Origin of the sequence: Kitasatospora sp. NPDC001603 (genome assembly GCF_040298365.1) — a bacterium.
Lineage (GTDB): Bacteria > Actinomycetota > Actinomycetes > Streptomycetales > Streptomycetaceae > Kitasatospora.
In genome coordinates, this window is record NZ_JBEPAA010000010.1 from 74,040 (window position 1) to 98,147 (window position 24,108).

Consider the following 24,108-nt stretch of genomic DNA (forward strand, 5'->3'; position numbering starts at 1 on the left):
CCCGATCCGGGCCCGCGCGGCCGGGGCGGAACGACCCGTACCAGTGACCGCCAGGCGGAGGAGGAGACCATGCGCATCACGGGCGACCAGACGGCGCTGGCCATCGAGGGCCGCCTCGACGTGCGCACCGCCGCCGACGCGCGGGTCCGGCTGCACCAGGCCGTCGACGGCGGTCGGGGCGACCTCGTACTGGACCTCACCCGGCTGGAGTTCTGGGACGCCACCGGCCTCGGTGTGATCATGGGGACCCACCGCCGGGCCGGCCGGATCGGCCGCCGGCTGGTGCTGCGCTCCGTCCCGGCCCAGCTCCAGCGCCTGCTGGTGGCCACCCGGCTGCACCGCATCCTCGCCGTCGAGGGCGTCGTCCCCGAGCCCTACGGCGCCACGCTGCCCGCCCTCGGCCCGGTGCTCTAGCGCTCCCGCGCGCCCTCCGGGGAGGGACCGCCCTGCGCGGTCCGGACCGGATGTGCAAGAGTCTGCCGTCAGAAGACGGCCGCCGGGGACAGGACCGGCTCCTTCCCGCCCCGGCGGGGTGGGGGTCCCCCCGGCCGGAGGCAGGGGCGCACCCCCGGTCCGGAACGGCCGTACCGAGTCGTCGGCCGACCAGGGGCGGAGCAGATCGTGGGACAGCCATCCGGTGAGTTCCGGCAGGAAGCCGTCCGCACCCGGGGCGGTGAGCTGGTCTCCGGGGCCCTGCTGGTGACCGTCGGCACCCCGGAGGGGTCCGAGGTCCGGCCCTGCCCCGAGGAGTGGCGGCCCCGCCCGCGCCGGATCGGGCGCACCGAACCCGCCCGCGGACCGGTCGGCGGCCCCGGCCGCGCGGTCGGTCCGCTCGCCCTCGGCGCCGGCCCGGCCGACCTGCCGCTGCTCGACCGCGAGGCCGACATCGCCCACCTGCTCGGCCTGCTCGCCGAGGGGCGTTCGATACGCCTGGTCGGGCAGGCCGGCTCGGGTCGCAGCGCCCTGCTCTCGGCGGTCGCCGAGGCGGCGGGCGACCTCGCGCCCGGCGGCGTCGTCCAGCTCTGCGGTCACCGCCGCACCGGCGACGACCTGCTCCAGGACCTCTTCGCCGCCACCCACCAGGCCCCCGGCTTCCGGCCCGACCCGGGGCAGCTCGCCGAGCACCTCGCGCAGGTCGGCGCGGTCGTGGTCGTCGACGAGGTCGAACCGGTCGGCGCGGAGCTGGAGCGGGTGCTCGCCGCCGCCCCCGACTGCGCCTTCCTGATCTCCGTCGCGCCCGACAGCCCGCCGCTGTCCGCCGACTCCCGGCTGCGGGACCACCTGGTGGCCGGGCTCTCCCGGTCCGCCTGCCTCGCGCTCGCCGCCCGGCTGGCCGGCCGGCCCCTGGACGCGGCCGAGAAGGCCTGGGCGGTCGACCTCTGGTTCGAGTCCGAGGGGCTGCCGCTGCGCTTCGTCCAGGCCGCCGCGCTGCTGCGCCAGCGGGACGTCGCCGTGGACGCGCTGGTCGCCGCCGAGGAGGACCGGCTGGACGTCTTCGGCGCGGTCGAGGAGCCCGACCGGCACCCCGACCCGGCGGTCCGTGAGAGCGAGCTGCGCGGGGCCGTCCCGCTGCCGTCGGTGGCCGAGAGCGCCTCGCCCGCCGTCCGGCTCGCCGGGGGCCTCAGCGAGCCGGCCCAGGCCGTGCTGAGGCTCGCGGTGGCGCTCGGCGGCGAGTGCCCGACCGCGCCGCACCTGCCCGCGCTGATCGACGTCGGCCAGGGCGAGAGCGCGCTGCACGAACTCGCCGACGCCGGGCTGGCGGTGTCCATCGGCGGCCACCACCGGCTCACCGCGGGCGCGCTGGACCTGCTCGCCCCGCACTGGCCGGCCCGCCGCAGCATCGACGGCGCCGCCCAGCACTTCGCCTGGTGGGTCGGGCACAGCTCGGTCTCCACGGAGCAGATCGCCGCCGAGGCGGAGGTGGTGATCGGGGTGCTGCTGGCCGACCGGGCCGCCGGCCGGCACGCGGCCGTCCTGCGGCTGGCCCGGGCGGCCGGCCCCGCGCTGGCCCTGGCGCTGCGCTGGGGCGCCTGGGAGCGCGCCCTGCTGCTCGGCCTGGAGGCCGCCCGCAACACCGGCTCCCGGGCCGACGAGGCCTGGTTCCACCACGAGTTGGGCGTCTACGCGATCTGCGTCCGGGAGCCCGGGCGGGCCGTCGCCGAACTGGAGTCCGCCCTCACCCTGCGGGCCGCGCTCGGCGAGCCGCGCGGGGCAGCCGGCGCCCGCCGGATGCTCGATCTGCTGCGCGCCGACGGCCGGCAGCTGCCCGCCGCGGCGACGACCGCCCCGGCGCCCGTCCGACGTCCCGTCATCCGGGCCATCGCGCAGGTGCCGTGGCGGTTCAAGACCACCCCCGGCACGGCCGGCGGCACCCGGCGCACGGTGATCGCCGCCTCGGCGGCCGTCCTCGCGCTCGGCGTGCTGGGGACGGCGGTCGGGCTGAGCGTCACCGGGCCGGACGAGCACCGCGGCAACGACCCGCTCAGCAGCACGGACGACGGCACCGGCCTGCCGGCGGGGCGGCCGGCGCCCCGGCCGAGCCTGAGCCCCGAACCGACGCCGTCCGACGACGCGTCGGGCTCGCAGGGCCCGGAGACCTCGCCCGCGCAGGAGCCGGCGGGCCCGGAGTCGTCGGCGGGCGGCGGGACTTCGCACTCGCCCTCGGCGTCCGGGTCGGCGTCGAAGAGGCCGAGCAGGTCGCCCACCGCGACCGGCTCGCAGTCGCCCTCCCCGGGCCAGCCGCAACCGCCGGTGCTCCCGTCCGTGCCGCCGCCGGTTCAGCCGACCGTGCCGCCCTCGGTGCCGACCAGTTCCGGTCCGGGCACGACGCCCCCGACGACCGCTCCGTCGACCCCGAGTTCCCCGACCACCGCACCGAGCACGCCGGGGACGCCTTCGCCGACGGCGACCGGCACGGCCACGTCAGGCTGATTCGGTCAGAACAGCTTGAGCTTGTCGTCGTCGATGCCGCGCAGCCCGTCGTAGTCGAGCACCACGCAGCCGATGCCGCGGTCGGTGGCGAGGACGCGGGCCTGCGGCTTGATCTCCTGCGCGGCGAACACGCCCTTCACCGGGGCGAGCAGCGGGTCGCGGTTGAGCAGCTCCAGGTAGCGGGTGAGCTGCTCGACGCCGTCGATCTCGCCGCGGCGCTTGATCTCGACGGCGACGGTCGTGCCGTCGGAGTCGCGGCAGAGGATGTCGACCGGGCCGATCGCGGTCGGGTACTCGCGGCGGATGAGCGACCAGCCGGCGCCGAGCACCTCCATCCGGTCGGCCAGCAGCTCCTGGAGGTGTGCTTCGACACCGTCCTTGATCAGGCCGGGGTCCACCCCGAGTTCGTGGGAGGAGTCGTGGAGCACCTCCTCCAGCGTGATGATGAGCTTCTCGCCGGCCTTGTTGATCACTGTCCAGACCCCGTCGCCCACCTTGAGGGTGCACGGCGGGGACATCCAGTTGAGCGGCTTGTAGGCGCGGTCGTCGGCGTGGATGCTGACGCTGCCGTCGGCCTTGACCAGGATGAGCCTGGTGGCGGAGGGCAGATGGGCGGAGAGCCGACCGGCATAGTCGACTGAGCAGCGGGCAATTACGAGACGCACGGTCGACCACGCTAGCCCACCGGGGCCAGTTGATGCGATTCCGCGACGGCCGGGTGAAGAATCCGCGAACCCCGCGAACATGGAAGTTCGGCGATCCCGCGAATGCCTGTCGGCACTCTGGCGCCCATTCCCACGGGCAGCTACGGTGTGTGACGGCTTGCTTGCAGCGGAGCTGTCAACGGGGACGGAGACTTCAGATGAACGATCCAGCAGGATCCGGCCAATCTGGTGCAGCAAGGCGTATTTACGGAGCAATCCACAGGAATCCCCGGCCTCGCCCCCGATCGGCTGCCACGCTGTCCTGAGCGGCCGGTGCCCCCGACGCGTCCTCCGACGCGGCCTCGGCGCCGCCGCCTCCGCGCGGTGCCGGAAACAGCCGTCCGACGGCGTTCCGGACATCACGCGCGTTTCGCCCACCCTCACCCTCAGCTTGGACTACGCATCACCACCCGGGCGCCGCGCGGGTGGACCGCGAGAGGAGAATCCATGTCGCTCGACGTCTCACCGGCCCTGCTGGAAAAGGCCGAGCGGGGCGAGGTCGACGAGCGGGAATTCGTCGACTGCGTCCGCGTCTCCCTGCCGTACGCCTGGGAGCTGATCAGCTCGCTGGTCGCCCAGGCGAAGGTCGACGGCACCGACTTCGCCGACAACCACGTTCCGCCGCCCAGCGAGCAGGCCCGCGGCCAGCTCCTCCGGGCCCTCGCCAGCGACGCCATCCGGGGTGCGCTGCAGCGCCACTTCGGCGTCCGGCTGGCCTTCCAGAACTGTCACCGGGTGGCGGTGTTCCTGCCGTCGGACTCCAACGAGGCGCGGTTCGATCGCTTCACGTCCGTCCGGGAGCAGCTGCTCAACCAGTCCGAGGAACTCCGGGACTGCTGATCGCGCGGGCCGACCGTGCCGGTTCGACGGCGCGGGGAACGCCGGTGCCGCCGCCGCGGCACCGGAACCGCCACCGGGCCGCCCCACTCCGCTCAGGGGAGGGGCGGCCCGGCGACGTCAGCCCAGCTGCGGCAGCACCTCGGAGCCGAGCCGGGCGATGTTCCGCAGGGTGGCCTCACGGTCGCCGCTGCCCTCGGCGAGGAGGGCGAAGCGCCGGATGCCGGTGCGCTCGGCGGTGGCCAGCAGCCGGTCGGCACACTGCTTCGGCGTTCCCACCGCGTGCAGGTCGCAGAGCAGTTCGGTGTACGCGTGCGGGTCGCGCATCTTGCGCTCCCGGCCGTCCACCGTGCGGTGGGCGCCGAGCCCGTACTCGAACCAGCCGGGCATCGCGCGCAGCAGCGTGGCCCGGGCCGTCGAGGTCCGGTCGTCGACCTGCGCCACCCCGGCCGCGACGTGTTGGCGGCCGATCCGGCGCAGCTGCTCCTCGCCGCGCCCGGCGGCCAGCCAGGCGGTGCGGTAGAGCTCCAGCATCCGCAGCTTGTCGTCGTCCCCGGAGTGCATGCCGAGCAGCATCGGCAGGCCGCGTTCGGCGGCGAGCCGGACCCCGCCGGGTGAGGTGCAGGCCACCACCAGCGGCGGGCCGGCCACCGGGCGCCCCGAGGCGGTGAGTTCGTCGACGGGCGCGTCCGCCTCCACCCGCTGGCGGGGGAAGCGCAGCAGTCCGGACTGGTCGCCGAGCCCGAGCCAGGCGCCGAGGTCGGGCCGGCGGGGCGGTTCGGTGGCACGCGGCACCACGGCCACCTCGGGGAAGCTGAACTGCGGGCCGTCCGCGCCCACCCGGGAGCCGCGCAGCCAGCGCAGCAGCAGGTCGAGCCGCTCCGGGAAGCCCTGCTCGAAGGCCTCCACCCCGCCGCCGAAGACATCGAGGTCGATCCACGGACCGCCGCGCCCCACCCCGAGCGTGAAGCGCCCGCCGGAGACCAGGTGCAGCATCGCGGCCTGCTCGCCGAGGGCCACCGGGTGCGCGGTGGAGAGCACGCTGACCGCCGTGCCGATCCCGATCCGGCGGGTGCGGCCGAGCAGCATCGCGGCGAGCGTGGCCGCGTTCGGGCAGACGCCGTAGGGGACGAAGTGGTGCTCGGCGAGCCAGACGCTGTCCAGGCCGGCCCGTTCGGCCTCGACGGTGGCCCGGACCGTCCGGTCCAGCGCCTCGCCGTGGGTCTGTCCGGGGAACTGGGCGGAGAGCAGGAAGGCACCGACCTTGACCGGTGCGGTGTCCGCGGGGCGTGCGGCGGAGCGCTGGGGCGCCGGCAGGGGGGTGCCGGTGGCGGTGGCCGGGCCGGCGGTCGTGGGTGCCGGGCCGACGGTGGGCGGCCGGACTCCGACGGGTCGGCGGGTCTCGGCGCGGGCGCTGGTCTTGGTCATCCTTGGGCCTCCTCGGGTGCGCGCAGGGTCTGCGGGCCCCGCCTCTCCCCTTGTGAGTAACCGATGTCATGTGCCAATGGCACGCCGAACCACGAATTTCACAGAAGAACGGGTGGATATCACGGGAAACACCGAAGCGCCGGGCGGCGCCGTGATAGTGGCTTCGAGGGGTGCGCGCCGGCCGTAACCTGGAACGGTCACGAGCCCCCGTAGAGAGGTAGCCAGACGTGTCGCCCCGCCGCAACCGGATCAAGAGCGCAGCCGATCACGAGGACTCGGCGCCGGCCGCCCCGCTCGGCGGCGCGCTGCGCCGCACCGAGAGCTACCGGGGGGACGAGTGGGTGGTGCAGACGGTGGCCGGCACCGCTGGCCGGCACTACCGCTGCCCGGGCTGCGACCAGGAGATCCCGCCGGGCGTGGGCCACGTGGTGGCGTGGCCGATGTACGGGGCCGGGGTGGACGACCGCCGGCACTGGCACCGGGCCTGCTGGGGCGCCCGCGACCGCCGGGCCTCGAACATCCAGCGCGGCCGCGGCGCACCCCGGTACTGAGGGCGCCGCGGCCGCGTCGGCGAGCCGGTCAGGCGTCGCGGTTCTTCAGCACCAGCGCGCCGCCGACCAGCGCGGCCACCGTCCAGGCCAGGCAGATCGCGAAGCCGGCCCACGGCCCGTACGGCTGGTTGTGCTGCTCGTAGACGAGCATCATCCGCGAGCCCGCGTAGTCGGGGAAGTAGTGCGCCAGCGTCTTGACCTTCGGCACCGCCGAGAGGATCGGCGAGAGCAGGAAGAAGAACGGCACCAGCACGCCCAGCGCCAGCGTCTGGTTGTGCAGCATCGCGGTGACGCCGGCCGAGAAGAGGCAGAGCAGCGTCAGGTACATCGCCGCGCCGAACACCGCGCGCAGCACGTGCGGCTCGCCGAGGCTGGTGGAGTGGTCGCCGAGCAGCGCCTGGCCGACGAAGAACGTGATGAACGCGGTGACCAGGGAGACCGCGAAGGCCAGCGCGCCGAGCACCACCATCTTGCCGGTGAGCAGGGTCCCGCGCTGCGGGACGGCCGCCAGGGTGACCCTGATCATTCCGCTGCTGTACTCGTTGCCCACCGCCAGCACGCCGAAGACGATGATGGCCAGTTCGCCGAGGATGATGCCGGAGAAGGCCGTCCCGGTGGCGTCGAACGGGCTGTCCGCGTCGCCCCGGAACTCCTCGAAGTTGTTGTTGGTGAGCAGCGACAGCAGGGCGCCGATACCGAGGGTGACCACGAAGGCCAGCGCGAGCGTCCAGACCGTCGACCGGACACTGCGGATCTTCGTCCACTCGGAGCGCAGCACCGCGGGGAAGGACGCCATCTCAGTTCTCCTTCTGCTGTACGGCCGCCGGCTCCTGCTGCGCCGCCGCGCCCTGCCAGTTCGCGCCCCAGGTGCCGGGCGCCCCGGCCGCGTCGCGGCCCTCGCCGCTCCCGGCGTGGTACTCCACCGAGTCGGCGGTCATCTGCATGAAGGCCTCCTCCAGCGAGGCCTGCTGGGGGCTCAGCTCGTGCAGCACCACCCCGTGGGCGGCGGCCAGGTCGCCGAGCGCGGCGAGCTCGCCGTCGACCACCTCGTAGGAGCCGTCCGGGCCCGGTTCGCCGCGCAGCCCGGCACCGGCCAGGACGTCCAGCAGCCGCTCGGGCTGGGGGCTGCGCAGGCGGACGGCGGTGCGGGAGTTGCGCCGGATGAACTCGGCCATCGGCAGGTCGGCGAGGAGCCGGCCCCGGCCGATGACGACCAGGTGGTCGGCGGTGACGGCCATCTCGCTCATCAGGTGGGAGGAGACGAAGACGGTCCGGCCCTCGGCGGCGAGGCGCTTCATCAGGTTGCGGATCCAGAGGATGCCCTCCGGGTCGAGCCCGTTGACCGGCTCGTCGAACATCACGATCTCCGGGTCCCCGAGCAGGGCGGAGGCGATGCCGAGCCGCTGGCCCATGCCGAGCGAGAAGCCGCGGGCGCGCTTGCGGGCGACCGGGGTGAGGCCGACCAGGGCGAGCACCTCGTCCACCCGCCCGGTGGGGATGCGGTTGCTCTGGGCGAGCCAGAGCAAGTGGTCGCGGGCGGTCCGGCCGGGGTGGACGGCCTTGGCCTCCAGCAGTGCCCCGATGTACTTCAGCGGCTCGCTGAGCTGCCCGTATCTCTTGCCGTCGATGGTGACGCGGCCGCCGGAGGGCCGGTCGAGGTCCAGGATCATCCGCATGGTGGTGGACTTGCCGGCGCCGTTGGGGCCGAGGAACCCGGTGACCACACCCTGCGGCACCTGGAAGCTGAGCCGGTCCACCGCGAGCGTCTTGCCGTAACGCTTGGTCAGTTCGTGCAACTCGATCATTCGCGCTCCCTCACTCTCCGTCAGGCTATGACAAACCGGACAGGGTGGCCCGCTGAGTGGGCCCGCCGGGCGCACCGAACTACGGTGGGCGCATGACCCAGCTCCCCTCCGCATTGTCGGTCCGCGAGAGTGGTACCGGAATGCCCCTCGTGCTCCTGCACGCCTTCCCGCTCGATGCCTCGATGTGGTCCGCCCAACTGGACGGGCTGCCCGGGACGACCGGCCACGAGGCCCGGGTGCTCGCGCCCGACCAGCGCGGCTTCGGCAGTACCGAGCTGGGCACGGACGAGCCCTCGCTGGACGCGGTGGCCGACGACGTCGCCCTGCTGCTGGACGCGGCCGGGATCGACCGGGCGGTGATCGGCGGTCTCTCGATGGGCGGGTACGTGGCGCTCGCCTTCGCCCGCCGCCACCCGCGGCGGATGGCCGGTCTGCTGCTGGCCAACACCAAGGCGACCGCCGACACGGACGCCGCCCGGGCCAACCGCGAGCGGATCGCCGCCGCCGTCCTGGCCCGGGACAGCGTCCAGCTGCTGCTCGACGAGCGGATGGCGGCGGGCCAGCTCGGGCCGGACTCCGGGCACCTGGTCGATCGGGTCCAGGGCATGATCGCCGCCGCGTCGCCGGCGGCGGTGGCCTGGGCGCAGCGGGCGATGGCGGCCCGGCCGCAGACCCTGGACGTGCTCGCCGGGGTACGGGTGCCGACCGCCGTCGTGGCGGGGGAGCTGGACGGCCTGATGCCGCTCGAAGAGGCCGAGCTGATGGTGCGGGCGCGGCCCGACGCCGAGTTGACCGTCATCCCCGGCGTGGGGCACCTGAGCGCGCTGGAGGCGCCGGAGGCGTTCGACGCGGCGGTGCGCGGGCTGCTGGCACGGGTGACGCGATGAAGGAGGAGCGGGCGGAGACCGGCGGCTGGGACTTCTCGGCGCTGGAGGTGACCGGCCGGGTACCGGTCACCAACCGCGGGGAGGGGCTGCTCGAACTGACCCTGGAGCCGCTCGGCGAGGACTACTGGATGCGCCCGGGGGAGACCTTCATCGTCACCTCGTACGGCGACTACGGCTCCGGACACCCCTTCGAGGTGCAGTACTGGCGGGACTCGGTCTCGGTCTGGTGCACCTCGTGGTTCGGCACCGTCTCGGACGACGACGGCAACCAGCTGAGCTGTGGCCACCAGCGGCCCGACGGGGCCTATCCGCGGTGAACCCGGGGAGTGGGGAGTCGGGCCGGCCGACTTCCCGCTCCGGGCCGCCAGGGGCCGCCAGGGAGCCGCCCCGGGGGACAGCAGGACGGGCCCCCACCCGCAAGGGTGGGGGCCCGTCCTGCCGCGGCGTCAGCGCGACTGCTGGGCGGGCACGCCCATGGTGTCGTCGTTCGGCAGCGAGGCGGCGGCCACGGCCGCGCCGGTCAGCGTCGCCAGCATCTCGCGGACGTTGGTCAGCTGGGCGTTGATGCTGTCGCGGCGGTTGGTGAGCGCCGCCAGCTCGCGCTCGGACTCGCTGCGGATCCGGTCGGCCTTGGCGTTGGCGTCGGCCACGATGTCCTCGGACTGGCGCTGGGCCGTCTCCACCGTCTGGCGGGCGCGGCGCTCGGCGTCGGTGCGCAGCTTCTCGGCCTCCAGGCGCAGCTGCTCGGCCCGGTGCTCGATCTCGGCCAGGCGCTTCTCGGCCTTGGCCTGACGGGCGGCCAGGTCGCGCTCGGACTGCTCGCGGCGCTTGGCCAGGTTGGTCTCGAACTCCAGCGCGGCCTGGGCGGCCTTGGTGCGGGTCTCCTCGAAGAGGGCGTCCGCCTCCTCGCGCTTGTTCTGGGCGTCCTTGTTGGCCTCGGCGCGCAGCTGGGCGCTGTCGCTCTTGGCCTTGTCGACGATCCGCAGACCCTCGTCCTCGGCCTTGGCCTTGCGGTCCTTGGCGTAGTTCTCGGCCTCGGTGCGGACCTGCTGGGCGGCGGCCTCGGCGAGCTCGCGGTGCTGCTCGGCGGCGCGGTGCGCCTCGTCGCGCAGGTCCTTGGCCTCCTCCTCGGCGAGTCGCAGGATCTTCTCGACCCGGGCGCCGAGACCGGCGTAGGAGGGCTCCGCCTCGGTGACCGCCGCCTGCGCGGTCTGGGTCTCCAGGTGGAGCTCCTCGATGCGCTTCTCCAGCGCGCTGATCCGGGTCAGGGCACTGTCACGGTCGGCCACCAGCTTGGTGATCCGCTCGTCGACCTGGGCGCGCTCGTACCCACGGCGCACCAGGTCGAAGCCGTGAGGGGAGTGACTGTCGCTCATGGGGTTCTGGGCTTCCTGTCGTCAAACCGCTGAGGTGGTTGAGGGAATCCTGACACGGTACCGGAGTGTCGTCGGCGAAATGCCGTTGTCTCGCGGAGAATGTCCGCTCAATCGGGTGGTGCGCTGCCGGAACGATTGCCACCCGACCGGGGGGAGCCGACTCCGGCACCCGCCTTGGCCCCCCCGTCTTTCTTGCTCGTACTTCCCCCGTTTGCCTGCACGACCGGTGACGGTGCTTCGAACGCCTCCAGCGCGGACAGCACGTCCTGCACCCTGGAGATCTCGGTGTTGATGTCCTTGCGGCGGCGCACCAGCTCGTCCAGCTCGCGCCGGCCCTCGTCGGTGACCCGCTTCGCCTCGGTCCGTGCCTCGGCGAGCACCCGCTCGGCCTCCGCCTTCGCCAGCTCGATCTGCTCGTCGGCGGCCTCGTCGGCGGTCCGCAGGCGCTTCTCCGCCTCGGCCGCCGCCGTCTCGATCCGCTCCTCGGACTCCTCCTGGGCGGACTTCAGCTTGGCCTCGGCCTTGATGATCAGGGCCTCGGCGCGGTCGGTCGAGTCGGCCAGCTTGGTCTCGGCCTCCTTCAGCAGGCCCTCGGCCTTGCGGACGGCCGAGATCCGGACCTTGCTGGCCTCGGCGGACGCCCGCGAGTTCAGCTCGTTGGCGTGCTCCTCGGCGGCCGCGATCAGCGCCGCCGCCCGCTCCTCGGCCTCGGCGACGGCGGCCACCGCCTGCTCCTCGGCCTCGGTCAGCTGCTCCTGGGCGGCCGTCACCAGCGCGTCCACCCGCTCGCCGGCCGACTTCATCGCCTGCGCGTTCTCCTTGCGGGCGCGCTCGTGCAGGGCCTCCACCTCGGCGTCGGTGCGCTCGCGCAGCTCCTCGGCGCGCTCGCGGATCGCGGTGGCGTCCCGGCGGGCCTCGGAGAGCAGCGCGTCGGCGTCGGCCCGGGCCTTCTCGACCGCGGCCTGCCCGGCCGCCTCGCCGGCCGCGACCAGCCGGTCGGCCTCCTTGCGGGCGGCCGCGACCATCGCGTCCGCCTGCTCCTCGGCGGCGGCGGTGGTGGCCAGCGCGGTGGTCTGGGCGTCCTCGCCGAGCGCCTCGGCGTCGGCGAAGGCCCGCTCCAGGACGGACTTGGCCTGCTCGCGGGTGGCCTTGTCGAAATGCTCGGCGGCCTCGCGGATCTCCGCGTCGAAGGCGTCGGCGCGGGCGTGGGTGTCCGCGTCGTAGTCGTCCGCGAGGGACCGGGTGGCCAGCGCGTACTCCTCGGCCTCGGCCCGCAGCGCGGCGGCGAACTCCTCGGCCTCGGCGATCGTGGCGGCGGCCCGCTCCTCGCCGGCGGCGCGCTGCTGCTCGGCGTTCTCCCGGGCGGCGTGCAGTTCGGCCTCGGCCTCGGCGCGCAGCTGCTCGTCGTAGGCCTGCGCCTCGGCGCGGCGGCGGGCCAGCTCGGCCTCGGCGGCCTGGCGCTCGCCGGCCAGCTCCAGCTCGGTCTGCTCGCGCAGCGCGGTCGTCTCGGCGGCGGTCCGGGCCCGCAGGTCCGCGGTCTCCCGGTCGGCCAGGGCCCGCTGTTCGGTGGTCTCCCGGTCGGCGGTCTCGTGCTGCTCGGCGATCGCGCGGGCGGTGCGCTCGCGCAGCTCGGCGGTCTCCCGGTCGGCCAGCGCGCGCTGCTCGGTGGTCTCCCGCTCGGCGGTGTCGCGCAGTTCGGCGGCGGCCTGCTCGGCCTCCCGGCGGACCTCGGCGGCCTCGCGCTCGGCGGTGGCCCGAAGCTCGGCGATCTGCAGGGACGCGGCCTCGTGCATCCCGGCCACCGACTGGCGGACCTCGGCGGCCTCGTCCTCGGCGTTGGCGACCAGCTCGGCGGCCTCGGCCCTGGCCGCGGCCGTCAGCTCCTCGCCCTCGACGCCGGCCCGCTCCAGCACCGCCCGCGCCTCGGCGCGGATCGACTCGGCGGTGGCACGCGCCTCGGACAGCTCCCGGCCGGCCTCGGCCCGGACGGTCTCGGCCTGCTCGGAGGCCAGGGCCAGATCGGCCTCGGCCCGCTCGCGCAGCGCCGAAGCGGCGGCCTCGGCCTCGGCCGTCCGCTGCTCGGCGGCGGCCCGGGCGGCCTCCAGCGCCTCCTCGGCCTCCGCCCGCAGACGGGCCGTCTCGGCGGCGGTGTACTCGGTGAGTTCGGCGGCGGTCCGTTCGGCTTCGGTGCGGAGCCGGTCGGCGTGGGCCTCGGCGGCTTCGCGGAGCGCGGTGGTCTCGGCGGCGGTGCGCTCGGTGAGTTCGGCGGCGGCCGTCTCGGCCTGCTCGCGGGCGGTTCGGGCGGCGGCCAGCTGCTCGGCGGTCTCCTCGCGCTCGCGGAGCAGACCGGCGGCGGCCTTCTCGCGCTCGCGCCGGCTCTCCTCGCGCAGCGCCTCGGCGGCGGCGTCGGCCTCGGCCCGGGTCCGGGCCAGCTCGGCGTCGGCCTCGGCGCGCAGCCGCTCGGCGTCGGCGACCGCGGCGTCCAGCACGGCGGTGGCCTCGGCCTGCGCGTCGGCCCGGACGGCCTGCGCGTCGGCGTTCGCCCCGGCCCGCACCCGCTGGTCGAACTCGGTTGCCTCGCGGCGCAGTTCGGCGGTCTCACGCTCGGCGGCGGAGCGGTTCTCGGCGGCCGCGGCCTTGGCCGCGGCGAGCGCGTCCTGGCCCTGCTGCTCGGCACCGGCGACGATCTTCTCGGCCTCGGCGCGGGCCCGGTCGAGGGTCTGCTCGGCGCGGCCCTGGGTCTCGGCGGCCTGCTGCTTGGTCTGCTCGCGCAGCCGCTCGATCTCGGCGGCCGCGCCGGCGCGCAGCTCGTCCGCGTCCGTCTTGGCCCTGGTCAGCAGCTCCTCGGCGTTCTTCGCCGACTCCTCGATCTGCAGGACGGCCTGCCGGCGGGCCTCGCCGCGGACCCGGTCGGCCTCGGCGGCGGCCTGGGCGCGCAGCTCCTCGGCCTCGGCCCGCAGCCTGGCGGCCTCGTCCTGCATCTGCCGGACCCGCTCGCGGATGCCGGCCGCGTCGTCCAGGGCGGCGTTCTGGGCCTGCTCGACGGCGGCCTGCGCCTGCTCGCGCAGCCGCTCCGCCTCGGCGGCGGCCTCGGCGCGGATCCGCTCGGCCTCCGTGGTGGCCTCGGCCCTGGCGGTCTCGGCGTCCTGGTTGGCCCGGCCCAGCATCTCCTCGGCCGTCTTGGCGGCCTTGGCGAGGTGGACGGTGGCGTCCTTGGCGCCGGCCGCCCGGCCGGCCTCCTCGGCCTCGCTGCGCAGCTGCTCGGCGGCGGCCTCGGCCTGGGCCCGCAGCTCGGCGACGTCGCGCTCGGCCTGCGAGCGCAGCTCCGCGATGGCGGCCTCGGCCTCGGACCGCAGCTGGCCGGCGACCGACTCGGCGGTGGCGCGCAGCCGTTCGCTCTCCTCGGCGGCGGCCGCCCTGGCGGCCTCCGCCTCGGCCTGCTTGGTGGCGGCCTCGGCCCGGATGGTCTCGGCCTGCTTGGTCGCCTGGGCGACCATCCGGGCGACCTCGGCGCGGGCGGTCTGCGAGCGCTGCTCGCTGGCGGCCTCGCCGTCGGCGACCTTGCGGACGGCGGCGGCCTCGGCATCGGCCTGGAGCTGCTCGGCGGCGGCCTCGGCCTGGGCGCGCAGCTCGGCGGACTCCCGACGGGTGCGCTCGGCCTCGGCGATCGCCTCGGCGCGCAGCCGCTCGATCTCGGCCTGGGCGTGCGCGAGCGCCTCCTCGGCGCGGGCCTGCTCGGCGCTGGCGTGCTCCTTGAGCCGGCCGATCTCGGCCTGCGCGGCGGCGAGCTGCTGTTCGGCGGCGGCGTGCGCGGCGGCCAGCTGCTGCTGGGCCTCGCCGCGGGCGGCGTTCACGTCGGCGGCGGCCTGGGCGCCGGCCTGCTGGGCCTGCTCGGAGGCGGCGCGCAGCAGGCGCTCGGCGTCGGTCTGGGCGCGGTGGAGGGCGGCCTCGGCGGCGGCCTGGGCCTCACCGCGGGCGGCGTCGACGTCGGCGGCGGTCTGGGCGCGGGCGTGGTCGGACAGCGCGGCGGCCTCGGCGCGGGCCGCGGCCATCATCCGCTCGGCCTCGGCGCGGGCCTCCTGGAGCAGGCGCTGGGCCTCCTGCTCGGTGCCGGCCCGGGTCTGCTCGGCCCAGTTGACGTTCTCGTTGACGTGCTGTTCGGCGCTGCGCCGCAGCTCGGCGAGCTCGTCCTCCAGCTGGCGGCGGCGGGCGGCCAGCTCGGCCTCCAGCCGGGCGGTGCGCTCGGCGGCCTCGGCCATCAGGCGCTGGGTGGCCTGCTGGGAGTCGCGCAGCTGCCGCTCGGCGTCGGCACGCAGCTGCTGGGCCTGCATCTCGGCGGTGCGGAGCAGCTGCTCGGCCTGGCCGGAGACGGCGTCGAAAGCACGCGGCTGGGCGAGCATGCGACGGGACTCGTGCAGCTTGGCCCGGAGCACCTCCACCTGGTAGGCGAGGTCCTCGGCATGCTCGACGGTCTTGTCCCGCTCCTTGCGAGTCCGATCCATCTCGGCCTCGAACTGGGAGAGGTGATCGTCAACCTCGTAGCGGTCGTAGCCCCGCACTCCGCGGTCCCATCCATCTCCTGGTCGCGTCCTCGACCCGGCCGCACCCCGGCTCCCGTGTCCGGGGCCCCGGTCCGACTGGTCCTTGCATCCGCAGCCGGTGGACGGCCCCTGTTCTGGTCGGGGGCGTCCGCCGCGGTTGTCGAAGTCCTGGGCGTCGGAGCGCGGTCGTGCCGCGTTCCCCCGTCCGGGTGGACTCCTGGGCGAACTCTTGCCTTGTGGAGAATGGTGACAGATCCGAACTGCGACTGTTCAGCCGTGCCCGCGTAATGGACTCCCCTGCGACGGGCCGGTCCACCGCTGGGCGGACAGGCCTGTCATCGGCCGTGCCCGTCGCCTCCGTCCCCCGGAGTCTTCGCGCACCTGGGCATTGTAGTGGGAGCGTCCCGCGGGGGAATGGCCGCGTAGGGGTTTTCCGGGCATCGGGCGACATTACTGACGGGTCATGAGGGCCGCGGGCCCCTCGGCAGGCCCTGGGCGGACCCCCGGCGGGTGCCGTCGGAGCCCGACGGCACCCGGGTGCGGGTCAGTGCTCGTCGTGCTCGCCGGGCTCGGCGGCGGTGACCAGCTCGGTCAGCACACCGCCGCAGTCCTTGGGGTGCAGGAAGGTGATCCGGGAGCCCATCGAGCCGATCCGGGGCTGCTCGTAGAGGACCCGGATGCCCTTGGCGCGGATGGACTCGGAGTCGCCGTCCACGTCGGCGGTGCCGAACGCGATGTGGTGGACGCCCTCGCCGTTCTTCTCCATCCACTTGCCGACGGCGGAGTCGGGCCGGGTGGGCTCCAGCAGCTGCAGGTAGGAGGCGCCGCCGTCACCGGTGTCGTTGATCTTGAGCATGGCCTCGCGCACCCCCTGCTCCTCGTTGACCTCGCTGTGGAACACCTCGAAGCCGTAGGTGGCGCGGTAGAACTCGACCGTCTTGTCGAGGTCTCGGCAGGCGATGCCGATGTGGTCGATGCGGGTGAGCACGGTGGCCTCCGGGTCTGGGCGGGCTACGGGACGGCAACAGTGCAGCGCATGCGGGCGGGGTGCGCCAGCGATCCGGGTGCGAGCCTGCTCACACGGGCGGGGTTCACCCGGACCGGGTTGACACGGTGTTGACTGGATCGTGCCAGTGCGCTCGATCACACCGTCGGTCCGGTGACGGACGGGTAGCAGGTCAGTACATTGAGCGGAATCCTCACCTGGCCACGACGTGCGAAGGGGCTCGTCCCATGACCAACACCACCTCTGTGATCGTTGCCGGTGCGCGGACCCCGATGGGTCGCCTGCTCGGTTCGCTCAAGGGCTTCTCCGGCGCCGACCTCGGGGCCGTCGCGATCAAGGCCGCCCTGGAGCGGGCCGGCGTCGCGGGGGACCAGGTCCAGTACGTGATCATGGGCCAGGTGCTGCAGGCCGGCGCCGGCCAGATCCCGGCCCGCCAGGCCGCCGTCAAGGCGGGCATCCCGATGAACGTCCCGGCGCTCACCATCAACAAGGTCTGCCTCTCCGGCCTGGACGCCATCGCGCTGGCCGACCAGCTGATCCGGGCCGGCGAGTTCGACATCGTGGTGGCCGGCGGCCAGGAGTCCATGACCAACGCCCCGCACCTGCTGCCGAAGTCCCGCGAGGGCTACAAGTACGGCGCGATCGAGCTGCTGGACGCGATGGCGCACGACGGCCTCACGGACGCCTACGAGAACATCCCGATGGGCGAGTCCACCGAGAAGCACAACACCCGCCTGGGCATCCCGCGCGACGTCCAGGACGAGATCGCCGCCGCGTCCCACCAGCGGGCGGCCAAGGCCCAGCAGAACGGCGTCTTCGAGGCCGAGATCGCCCCGGTGGAGATCCCGCAGCGCAGGGGCGAGCCGGTGGTCTTCAGCCAGGACGAGGGCATCCGGGCGGACACCACCGTCGAGGGCCTGGCCAAGCTGCGCCCGGCCTTCACCAAGGACGGCACGATCACCGCCGGCACCTCCTCGCAGATCTCCGACGGCGCCGCCGCGGTGGTCGTGATGAGCAAGGCCAAGGCCGAGGAGCTGGGCCTGAGCTGGATCGCCGAGATCGGCGCGCACGGCAACGTCGCGGGCCCGGACAACTCGCTGCAGTCGCAGCCGTCCAACGCGATCAAGCACGCGCTGGCCAAGGAGGGCCTGGAGGTCGGCGACCTCGACCTGATCGAGATCAACGAGGCGTTCGCGGCCGTCGCCCACCAGTCGACCAAGGACCTGGGCGTCTCCTCCGACATCGTCAACGTCAACGGCGGCGCGATCGCGCTCGGCCACCCGATCGGCATGTCCGGTGCCCGCGTGGTGCTGCACCTGGCGCTGGAGCTCCAGCGGCGCGGCGGCGGCGTCGGCGCGGCCGCGCTCTGCGGCGGCGGCGGCCAGGGCGACGCGCTGATCGTCCGCGTCCCGAAGGAGCAGGCCGCGAAGGCCTGATCATCCGACTTACCTCAGGGGCTGCGGACCGCCACCAGCGGTCCGCGGCCCTTCGGCGCTAGGAGCTCCTGATGATCGATGTCGCGACCCTGGTCGAGCAGGCCCGCGCGGGCCGGCCGCGTGCGGTGGCCCGGCTGATCTCGCTGGTCGAGAACGCCGCCCCGCAGCTGCGCGAGGCGATGGCGGCGCTGGCCCCCTACACCGGCCGGGCCTACACCGTCGGGCTGACCGGCTCGCCCGGCGTGGGCAAGTCCACCTCGACCTCCGCCCTGGTCACCGCCTACCGGCGGCTCGGCAAGAGGGTCGGGGTGCTGGCGGTGGACCCGTCCTCGCCGTTCTCCGGCGGCGCGCTGCTCGGCGACCGGGTCCGGATGCAGGACCACGCCACCGACCCCGAGGTGTTCATCCGCTCGATGGCCACCCGCGGCCACCTCGGCGGCCTCTCCTGGTCGGCCCCGCAGGCGCTGCGGGTGCTGGACGGGGCCGGCTGCGACGTGATCCTGGTGGAGACCGTCGGCGTCGGCCAGTCCGAGGTGGAGATCGCCGCCCAGGCGGACACCACCGTGGTGCTGCTCGCCCCCGGGATGGGCGACGGGATCCAGGCCGCCAAGGCCGGGATCCTGGAGATCGGCGACGTCTTCGTGGTGAACAAGGCCGACCGGGACGGCGCCGACGCGACCGCCCGGGAGCTGAACCACATGCTCGGCCTCGGCGAGACCCGCGAGCCGGGGGACTGGCGGCCCCCGATCGTGAAGACCGTTGCGGCCCGCGGCGAGGGCGTCGACGAGGTGGTCGAGGCGCTGGAGAAGCACCGCGCCTGGCTGGAGGAGCACGGCGAGCTGGCCGTGCGCCGCCGCCGCCGGGCCGGTGACGAGATCGAGGCGATCGCGCTGGCCGCGCTGCGCTCCCGGATCGGCGACCTGCACGGCGACCGCCACCTGGCCACCCTGGCCGAGCGGGTGGTGGCCGGCGAGCTGGACCCCTACGGCGCCGCCGACGAGCTGGTCGCCGGACTCACCCAGGGCTGAACACGACGAGGGGCCCGGTCACCCGCCGCACCCGACGGCCGACCGGGCCCCGGCACAACCGGCCCGTTCCGAACCCGCCCTGCCACCCACCCGACCCGCCCCGAGCCGAAGGGGCGCGCCGGTGCCGGCCTTCCGTAGTCCTGCCACCCACCCGACCCGCCCCGAGCCGAAGGGGCGCGCCGGTGCCGAAAGGGAGGAGCGAGGACGACCGAGGTACGAGGGCGTTGGAGCGACGAGTGTCGGCGCCGGGTCGAAGCGCCCCGGAGGCGAGCGGGCGAAAGTACAGCGAGCGGGCGAAGTTACGCCCGGCCGCGGAGGTCCCGCAGGTGTTCGGCGACCGGGGCCAGGGCCTGGTACATCGCGTCCAGCTGCTCGGGGCTGAAGCGGTCGATGAAGTGCGTCCGGACGCTGCGCACGTGGTCCGGGGCGACCTTCTGCATGGTCTCCCAGCCCTGCTCGGTGAGGTGGGCGTAGAGGCCGCGCCGGTCACCCGGACACTCCTGCCGCAGGACCAGCCCGGCCGTCTCCATCCGCGTGATCTGGTGCGAGAGCCGGCTCTTGGACTGCAGGGTCGCGGTGGCCAGGTCGGTCATCCGCATCCGCCGCTCGGGTGCCTCGGAGAGCACGACCAGGATCTCGTAGTCGTTGATCGCGAGGTTGTGCGGCTGGAGTTCGCGGCTGAGCTGGTAGTCCAGCAGCTTGGAGACCTCCAGGTGGGCGCGCCACAGCCGCTGCTCCCGGGCGCTGAGCCACGGAGTCCCCTCCTCCGGCTGCGAGGGGGGGACGTCGGCGGCGTCGATCGTGCGCGTATCCATGGTGCGAGCATACCGCATTTAGTTCAATCTTGTACGACTTTACAGACCGAAGCGCCGCCCGAGGTCGCCCAGGTTACCGAGTCCGGGCACGTTGAGGTTGCCCCCGCCGTGGCCCGCGGCCGCGGGCTGCGACGGCACCCCGCCCATCGGCACGCCCGCCTCGGCGTGCACCTGGCCGACGTTGCGGTCGGCCATCAGCACCTCGGTCGACTGCAGCAGCACCTGACCGGCGCCGATGAACTCGAACTGGTGCTCCTCGCCGGACGCCCCGCCCAGGCCGGTCAGCCGGCGGATCCCGCCGATCACCCCGTGCATGTAGTCGTGGTCGTAGTGGTGGCACGGCGCCGGGCAGTCCGCCCAGCCGACCAGCGCCTGCGGGTCCACCCGGATCGGCGGCTCGACGAAGTGCACCGGCCCGTTGGACGCGGCCACGAACTTGCCGCTGCCGATCAGCGTGAGGAACCCGGGGATGATCGACTGCTTGAGGCGCAGCGTGGGCTCGTACGCCAGGAGGTTGCCCGAGCGGACGGTCAGGTTCCCCTCCTCCAGGTCGTAGGAGTTGAGGTCGAAGGCGCGGTCGGCCAGCAGCAGCTTGCCCCGGCCCTCGGCGACCACCCAGTCCGCCGCGTGCATCGGCGAGTTGAAGTGCTGGCCGAGCATCCGGTCGATCGCCCCGGCGCCGACGCCCTTGAAGGAGATGTCGCCGTAGTAGGCGATCATCTTGCCCTTCTGCAGGAAGTACGACCCGTTCAGGTCGACCGAGAAGGCGTACGGGTTGACGTTGTCGTTCGCCGGCAGGCTGTGCACGTCGTGCACCACCGGGCCGGAGCCGTCCGGTGCCTTCGGCAGCGGGGCCTGGGCGCCGCCGTACTGCTCCTGGGCGTACTGCTGCGGGTAACCCTGCTGCTGCGGAGGCGGCGGGTAGCCCTGCTGCGGGTAGCCCTGCCCGGGCGGCGGGCCGTAGCCGGGCGGCGGCGGGGCGGCCGGGTAGCCGGGCTGGGTGGGCTGGTTGTACGGCGACGGCTGGCCGTACGGGTCGTGCGGCTGCCCGTAGGGGGGCTGCGGCGGGTAGGACATCAGAGCTTCTCCTCGCTCGCCTGCACGAACACCGTGCCGTTCCCGGACAGCTCCAGCTGGAAGGCCTCGCCGGAGCCGCGTCCGATCATGTCGCGCCACCCCAGCGCGGTGGACAGCTTGTTCTGGACCTGGCCGCGGTGCGCGACGTAGGCCTGGGGGTCGACGTGGACCGGCTGGTGCGGGGTGATCGGCAGTTCGAAGACGCCGCCGTGCGCCATCACCGCCACCGCGCCGTGGCCGTCCAGCTTGGTGGTGAACAGGCCCTGCCCGGTCACCTGGCCGCGGACCATGCCCATCACGCCGCCCTGCGACCCCATGAACATCGTGGACTGCTGCAGCGAGCCCTCGAAGGCCAGCAGCCGGTCCGCCTCGACGTACAGGGTGTCGCCGGCCAGGTCGATCACGTGCACGTGGTGGCCGCCGTGGCCGAACATCACGGTGCCCTGGCCCTCGACGGTCATCAGCGGGGTGTCCTCGTTGGCCACCCGGCGGCCGATCATCGACATGACGCCGCCCTGGCCGCCGGTGAGGTTCGGCGTGAACCGGACCTCGCCGGTGTACGCGAGCATCGCGCCGCGCTGGCTGAACATCCGCTGCCCGGGGACGACCCGGGCCTCGATCATCTTGTTGTTGATCCTGGTGAACGGCATCAGACGTCGCCCCCGATGGTGATCTTCTCGGACGGCTGAACGTAGACCAGGCCCTCGCCGGAGAACTCCACCTGGACCGCCTCGCCGCCGCCCTCGCCGATGAAGGTCGACCAGCCGGCGCCCGACTTGAGGCTGCGGCTGAGGTTGCCGGTGTGCGCGACGTACGCCCCCGGGTCCACCCGCAGCGGCATGCCCTGGGAGACCCGCAGGATGATCGCCGGCCCCTTGGAGGTGAGGGCGGCCCAGCCGTGGCCCTCCACCTTGGTGGTGAACAGGCCGTTCCCGGAGGAGATGCCGTTGAGCCCGGTGAAGCTGGTGCCGGTCTTCAGCGTGCCCTCGGTGCAGAGGAGGTTGTCCGACTCGACGTAGAGCGTCTCGCCGTTCAGCCGGACCAGGTTGATTTCGGTGGCTCGGTCGGCGAAGTAGCAGGTGCCCTGCCCCTTCACCTCCATGACCGTCATCTGCTCACCGGTCAGCCGTCGGGTCACGACGCCGCGCAGCCCGTCACCGCCGCCGCTGAGCTTCTTGAAGTTCATCTGGCCGGTGTACGCGACCATCGAGCCGTTTCTGGCTTTCACGCCATCGCCCGTCATGTCGACGGCGAGCGTCTTGGACCCTTGGAGTCGAAACTGTGCCACCGCCGCAATGTAGCGGGATCCGGCAGCTCGGGGGGAGGGGGCGGGGTCGTTCTGGTACCTGTCTGCGACAAAACCGGCCCGTCGGACACCGGCTGTACCGGCTCCGTATCCCCTGCGTGTCCGCCGCCGGACCCCGGGCCCGCCGGCGCCGCACCCCGGGAGCGGGGTCGGACATGTGCTCGGTGATAATGGCGGGGATGCTTGTGAGCCGGTTCACAAGCGATCTTCGACTCCTGACTGAGGTGCCCATCGTGAACAGCAGTGCCGTCCACCGCCTGCGTCTGGTCTCCGGCCCCGAGGGCCTCTCGTTCCTCCTGCTGCTGGTCTGCTCGGTGCTCAAGCGCACCACCAGCTTCGACGCGGTGCCGGTGATGGGCATGGTCCACGGGATCCTGTTCGTCCTGTACGTGGTGTTCTGGATCATGGCCTGGCAGGCGCAGAAGTGGGACGCCAAGCGCGGCATCCTGCTGTTCGTCCTCTCGGTGCTGCCCACCGGCGGCTTCTTCGCCGAGCGGACCCTCGCCAAGGAGGAGCGCGGCGAGCTCGCACCCGCCCGCGAGCCCGCCACCGCCTGATCGCCGCCCGAACGACCGCGGGCAGGCCGACAGGCTGCCGGGGCCTCCTCTCCCAGTGGGCCCCGGCAGCCTGTCGCCGTTTCCAGGTGTGGTTCCGGTGGTGACTAGTTGACGTTCACCGCGCTCCAGGCCGCGGCCACCGCCGCGTACTGGGTGCTGGTGGTGCCGTAGAGGTCACCGGCCGCCTTCAGGGTCGCGGTGCGGGCGGCCTTGTAGTTGGTGGTGGAGGTGAAGTAGACGGTCAGCGCGCGGTACCAGATCGCGGCGGCCTTGTCCCGGCCGATGCCGGTGACGGTGGAGCCGTTGGAGGTGGGGCTGTTGTAGCTGACGCCGTTGATGGTCTTGGCGCCGCTGCCCTCGGCCAGCAGGTAGAAGAAGTGGTTGGCCACGCCGGAGGAGTAGTGGACGTCCACGTTGCCGACCCCGGAGTACCAGGAGTCCTTGGACGCGCCGTCCTTCGAGGGCTTGTCCATGTAGCGCAGCGGGGTGCCGTTGCCGTTCAGGTTGAGCCGCTCGCCGATCAGGTAGTCCGGCACGTCCGAGGGCAGGTTGGCGTACCACTCGACCATGGTGCCGAAGATGTCCGAGGTGGCCTCGTTGAGGCCGCCGGACTCGCCGGAGTAGACCAGCCCGGCGGTGGCGGAGGTGACGCCGTGGGTCATCTCGTGGCCGGCCACGTCGATGGCGGTCAGCGGGTGGGTGTTGCCCGAGCCGTCGCCGTACGTCATGCAGAAGCAGGAGTCGTTCCAGAACGCGTTGACGTAGTTGGAGCCGTAGTGCACCCGGCTGCTGGCGCCGACGCCGTTGTTCTTGATGCCGCTGCGGCCGAAGGTGTTCTTGTAGTAGTCCCAGGTCGCGCCGGCGCCGTACTGGGCGTCCACCGCGGCGGACTGGGTGTTGGAGGCGAGCCCGTTGCCCCAGACGTTGTCCGCGTCGGTGTAGAGCGCGTTCCCGCTGGCGGCGTTGCCCGTCCACTGGTTGCCGCGGGAGGCGTCCTTGAGCTGGTAGGTCGAGCCGCTCTGGGTGGTGGTCAGCGGGACGCTGCCGACGAAGACGCCCTTGCCGCTGCCGTTCGCGGTCTGGAACTCCTCGTGCGTGGAGAGCACCTCGCCGGTGGCCGCGTCGGTGACCAGCCGCTGGCTGCTCGGCGTGCCGTCGGCCCGCTCGCCCTTGACGACGGTCTGGTACGCCAGTCGCGGGTTGCCGTCGGCGGCCCAGACCACCAGGGTGGCCGTGCCCGCGCCGTCGACCCGGCTGATCGCCGACTCGTCCTTGTCCGCGGCGATGCCGACGGTGGCCCGGACGGCGCCGAGCGCCTGGGCGCCGGCCTTGTCGGCGGAGAGCGCCGGGGTGAGGCTCGGCAGCGAGAGCTGCCCGCCGAACGCCCGGTCCACCGAGGTGATCGCGCCGTTGGCCTTCTGGTGCACCACCAGGTCGCCGCCGAGGACCGGCAGGCCGCCCAGGGTCCGCTCGTAGCGCAGGTGGCGGGTGCCGTTGGCGTCCACCACGGCGTCCTTGGCGACCAGCCGCTCCTGGCCGCCGAGGGCGAGCGCCTGCGCCACCGGCGCGGCCTCGCTGCCGGCCAGCGAGATCAGCGCGTCGTGCTGCTGCACCACCGAGGGCGCGGCGGCCTGGGCGGGGGCGGCGGCGACCTGGATCGCGCCGGCGAGCAGGGCGGTGGCGGAGAGTACGGCTCCGGCTGTCAGCTTTCGCTTCACGTACGGGGTTCCTTCCACGAAACCGCGTGTGCGCGGTCACGCCGCGTACCGGGGCGCCGGGGTTGGCGCCGTGGGGCGGTAGGGCGCTGACGTGCTGCTCCCGTG

21 protein-coding genes are annotated in these 24,108 nt (G+C 73.9%); 9 read left to right on the top strand and 12 right to left on the bottom strand.

Annotated elements, in window-relative coordinates; all coding sequences use genetic code 11:
- The first annotated feature begins 69 nt into the window (after window positions 1-69).
- On the top strand, window positions 70-414 hold the full coding sequence (locus ABT263_RS09660; RefSeq protein ID WP_329489626.1) for an STAS domain-containing protein: 345 nt from the start codon (window positions 70-72) through the stop codon (window positions 412-414).
- Between the two features lie 207 nt (window positions 415-621).
- Entirely contained in the window at window positions 622-2,931 is a 2,310-nt protein-coding gene (locus ABT263_RS09665; RefSeq protein ID WP_352289391.1) for an ATP-binding protein, read from the top strand.
- A gap of 5 nt (window positions 2,932-2,936) precedes the next feature.
- On the opposite strand, the gene nucS is transcribed toward ABT263_RS09665, so the two are convergent.
- Entirely contained in the window at window positions 2,937-3,596 is a 660-nt protein-coding gene (nucS, locus tag ABT263_RS09670; protein ID WP_329489628.1) for an endonuclease NucS, read from the bottom strand.
- Between the two features lie 486 nt (window positions 3,597-4,082).
- Here nucS and ABT263_RS09675 point away from each other — a divergent pair, with 486 nt between their 5' ends.
- Window positions 4,083-4,475, top strand: a complete 393-nt coding sequence (locus ABT263_RS09675; RefSeq protein ID WP_329489629.1) for an SCO5389 family protein — start codon at window positions 4,083-4,085, stop codon at window positions 4,473-4,475.
- A 117-nt stretch (window positions 4,476-4,592) separates the two neighbouring features.
- Here the strand turns inward: ABT263_RS09675 and ABT263_RS09680 are convergent, their stop codons facing one another.
- On the bottom strand, window positions 4,593-5,900 hold the full coding sequence (locus tag ABT263_RS09680; RefSeq protein WP_352289394.1) for an LLM class flavin-dependent oxidoreductase: 1,308 nt from the start codon (window positions 5,898-5,900) through the stop codon (window positions 4,593-4,595).
- A gap of 227 nt (window positions 5,901-6,127) precedes the next feature.
- On the opposite strand from ABT263_RS09680, the gene ABT263_RS09685 reads away from it, so the two are divergent.
- Complete coding sequence (locus tag ABT263_RS09685) at window positions 6,128-6,451, top strand: Rv1322 family protein (RefSeq protein WP_329489631.1); 324 nt, start codon at window positions 6,128-6,130, stop codon at window positions 6,449-6,451.
- 28 nt (window positions 6,452-6,479) lie between these two features.
- On the opposite strand, the gene ABT263_RS09690 is transcribed toward ABT263_RS09685, so the two are convergent.
- The gene (locus ABT263_RS09690; RefSeq protein ID WP_352289397.1) at window positions 6,480-7,247 is read right to left on the bottom strand and encodes an ABC transporter permease; all 768 of its coding nucleotides are present in this window, start codon (window positions 7,245-7,247) and stop codon (window positions 6,480-6,482) included.
- Window position 7,248: 1 nt separating this feature from the next.
- A complete protein-coding gene (locus ABT263_RS09695) occupies window positions 7,249-8,256 on the bottom strand; it encodes an ABC transporter ATP-binding protein (RefSeq protein ID WP_352289400.1) in 1,008 nt (335 codons plus the stop codon).
- Window positions 8,257-8,348: 92 nt separating this feature from the next.
- Here ABT263_RS09695 and ABT263_RS09700 point away from each other — a divergent pair, with 92 nt between their 5' ends.
- Window positions 8,349-9,143, top strand: coding sequence for an alpha/beta fold hydrolase (locus ABT263_RS09700; RefSeq protein WP_352289403.1), 795 nt, complete (start codon window positions 8,349-8,351; stop codon window positions 9,141-9,143).
- The gene (locus tag ABT263_RS09705) at window positions 9,140-9,460 is read left to right on the top strand and encodes a hypothetical protein (protein WP_329489635.1); all 321 of its coding nucleotides are present in this window, start codon (window positions 9,140-9,142) and stop codon (window positions 9,458-9,460) included. The genes ABT263_RS09700 and ABT263_RS09705 overlap by 4 nt, the downstream gene beginning before the upstream one ends.
- 129 nt (window positions 9,461-9,589) lie before the next feature.
- Here ABT263_RS09705 and ABT263_RS09710 read toward each other — a convergent pair whose 3' ends face one another.
- The 3 genes from ABT263_RS09710 to mce form a co-directional block, all read right to left on the bottom strand.
- Window positions 9,590-10,519: a coiled-coil domain-containing protein gene (locus tag ABT263_RS09710; protein WP_218201876.1), complete on the bottom strand. Its 930-nt coding sequence runs from the start codon at window positions 10,517-10,519 to the stop codon at window positions 9,590-9,592.
- A gap of 107 nt (window positions 10,520-10,626) precedes the next feature.
- A complete protein-coding gene (locus tag ABT263_RS09715; protein ID WP_352289406.1) occupies window positions 10,627-15,078 on the bottom strand; it encodes a polarized growth protein Scy-related protein in 4,452 nt (1,483 codons plus the stop codon).
- Window positions 15,079-15,604: 526 nt separating this feature from the next.
- Window positions 15,605-16,048 (bottom strand): methylmalonyl-CoA epimerase, encoded by a 444-nt coding sequence (gene mce, locus ABT263_RS09720; RefSeq protein ID WP_329489637.1) that lies wholly within the window; start codon window positions 16,046-16,048, stop codon window positions 15,605-15,607.
- Between the two features lie 245 nt (window positions 16,049-16,293).
- On the opposite strand from mce, the gene ABT263_RS09725 reads away from it, so the two are divergent.
- Both ABT263_RS09725 and meaB read left to right on the top strand, forming a co-directional pair.
- Entirely contained in the window at window positions 16,294-17,502 is a 1,209-nt protein-coding gene (locus tag ABT263_RS09725) for an acetyl-CoA C-acetyltransferase (RefSeq protein ID WP_352289409.1), read from the top strand.
- 71 nt (window positions 17,503-17,573) lie between these two features.
- Window positions 17,574-18,530 carry a methylmalonyl Co-A mutase-associated GTPase MeaB gene (gene meaB, locus ABT263_RS09730; protein WP_352289412.1) on the top strand — a complete coding sequence of 319 codons (957 nt, stop codon included), beginning with the start codon at window positions 17,574-17,576 and terminating at the stop codon, window positions 18,528-18,530.
- A 299-nt stretch (window positions 18,531-18,829) separates the two neighbouring features.
- On the opposite strand, the gene ABT263_RS09735 is transcribed toward meaB, so the two are convergent.
- The 4 genes from ABT263_RS09735 to ABT263_RS09750 form a co-directional block, all read right to left on the bottom strand.
- Entirely contained in the window at window positions 18,830-19,345 is a 516-nt protein-coding gene (locus ABT263_RS09735; RefSeq protein ID WP_329489640.1) for a MarR family winged helix-turn-helix transcriptional regulator, read from the bottom strand.
- 39 nt (window positions 19,346-19,384) lie between these two features.
- Window positions 19,385-20,194, bottom strand: a complete 810-nt coding sequence (locus ABT263_RS09740; protein WP_329492249.1) for an AIM24 family protein — start codon at window positions 20,192-20,194, stop codon at window positions 19,385-19,387.
- Window positions 20,195-20,421: 227 nt separating this feature from the next.
- The gene (locus tag ABT263_RS09745; protein WP_329489641.1) at window positions 20,422-21,072 is read right to left on the bottom strand and encodes an AIM24 family protein; all 651 of its coding nucleotides are present in this window, start codon (window positions 21,070-21,072) and stop codon (window positions 20,422-20,424) included.
- The gene (locus ABT263_RS09750; protein WP_329489642.1) at window positions 21,072-21,710 is read right to left on the bottom strand and encodes an AIM24 family protein; all 639 of its coding nucleotides are present in this window, start codon (window positions 21,708-21,710) and stop codon (window positions 21,072-21,074) included. The genes ABT263_RS09745 and ABT263_RS09750 overlap by 1 nt, the downstream gene beginning before the upstream one ends.
- A gap of 242 nt (window positions 21,711-21,952) precedes the next feature.
- On the opposite strand from ABT263_RS09750, the gene ABT263_RS09755 reads away from it, so the two are divergent.
- Window positions 21,953-22,285, top strand: coding sequence for a DUF3817 domain-containing protein (locus ABT263_RS09755; protein ID WP_352289415.1), 333 nt, complete (start codon window positions 21,953-21,955; stop codon window positions 22,283-22,285).
- Between the two features lie 104 nt (window positions 22,286-22,389).
- Here the strand turns inward: ABT263_RS09755 and ABT263_RS09760 are convergent, their stop codons facing one another.
- A complete protein-coding gene (locus ABT263_RS09760; RefSeq protein ID WP_352289417.1) occupies window positions 22,390-24,003 on the bottom strand; it encodes a M4 family metallopeptidase in 1,614 nt (537 codons plus the stop codon).
- Between the last annotated feature and the right edge of the window lie 105 nt (window positions 24,004-24,108).

Coding starts and splice junctions, on each gene's coding strand:
- meaB (WP_352289412.1), top strand. CDS start 17,574: ATGATCGATGTCGCGACCCTGGTCGAGCAGGCCCGCGCGGGCCGGCCG.
- ABT263_RS09660 (WP_329489626.1), top strand. CDS start 70: ATGCGCATCACGGGCGACCAGACGGCGCTGGCCATCGAGGGCCGCCTC.
- ABT263_RS09695 (WP_352289400.1), bottom strand. CDS start 8,256: ATGATCGAGTTGCACGAACTGACCAAGCGTTACGGCAAGACGCTCGCG.
- ABT263_RS09675 (WP_329489629.1), top strand. CDS start 4,083: ATGTCGCTCGACGTCTCACCGGCCCTGCTGGAAAAGGCCGAGCGGGGC.
- ABT263_RS09680 (WP_352289394.1), bottom strand. CDS start 5,900: ATGACCAAGACCAGCGCCCGCGCCGAGACCCGCCGACCCGTCGGAGTC.
- ABT263_RS09745 (WP_329489641.1), bottom strand. CDS start 21,072: ATGCCGTTCACCAGGATCAACAACAAGATGATCGAGGCCCGGGTCGTC.
- ABT263_RS09705 (WP_329489635.1), top strand. CDS start 9,140: ATGAAGGAGGAGCGGGCGGAGACCGGCGGCTGGGACTTCTCGGCGCTG.
- ABT263_RS09725 (WP_352289409.1), top strand. CDS start 16,294: ATGACCAACACCACCTCTGTGATCGTTGCCGGTGCGCGGACCCCGATG.
- ABT263_RS09700 (WP_352289403.1), top strand. CDS start 8,349: ATGACCCAGCTCCCCTCCGCATTGTCGGTCCGCGAGAGTGGTACCGGA.
- ABT263_RS09690 (WP_352289397.1), bottom strand. CDS start 7,247: ATGGCGTCCTTCCCCGCGGTGCTGCGCTCCGAGTGGACGAAGATCCGC.
- ABT263_RS09710 (WP_218201876.1), bottom strand. CDS start 10,519: ATGAGCGACAGTCACTCCCCTCACGGCTTCGACCTGGTGCGCCGTGGG.
- ABT263_RS09735 (WP_329489640.1), bottom strand. CDS start 19,345: ATGGATACGCGCACGATCGACGCCGCCGACGTCCCCCCCTCGCAGCCG.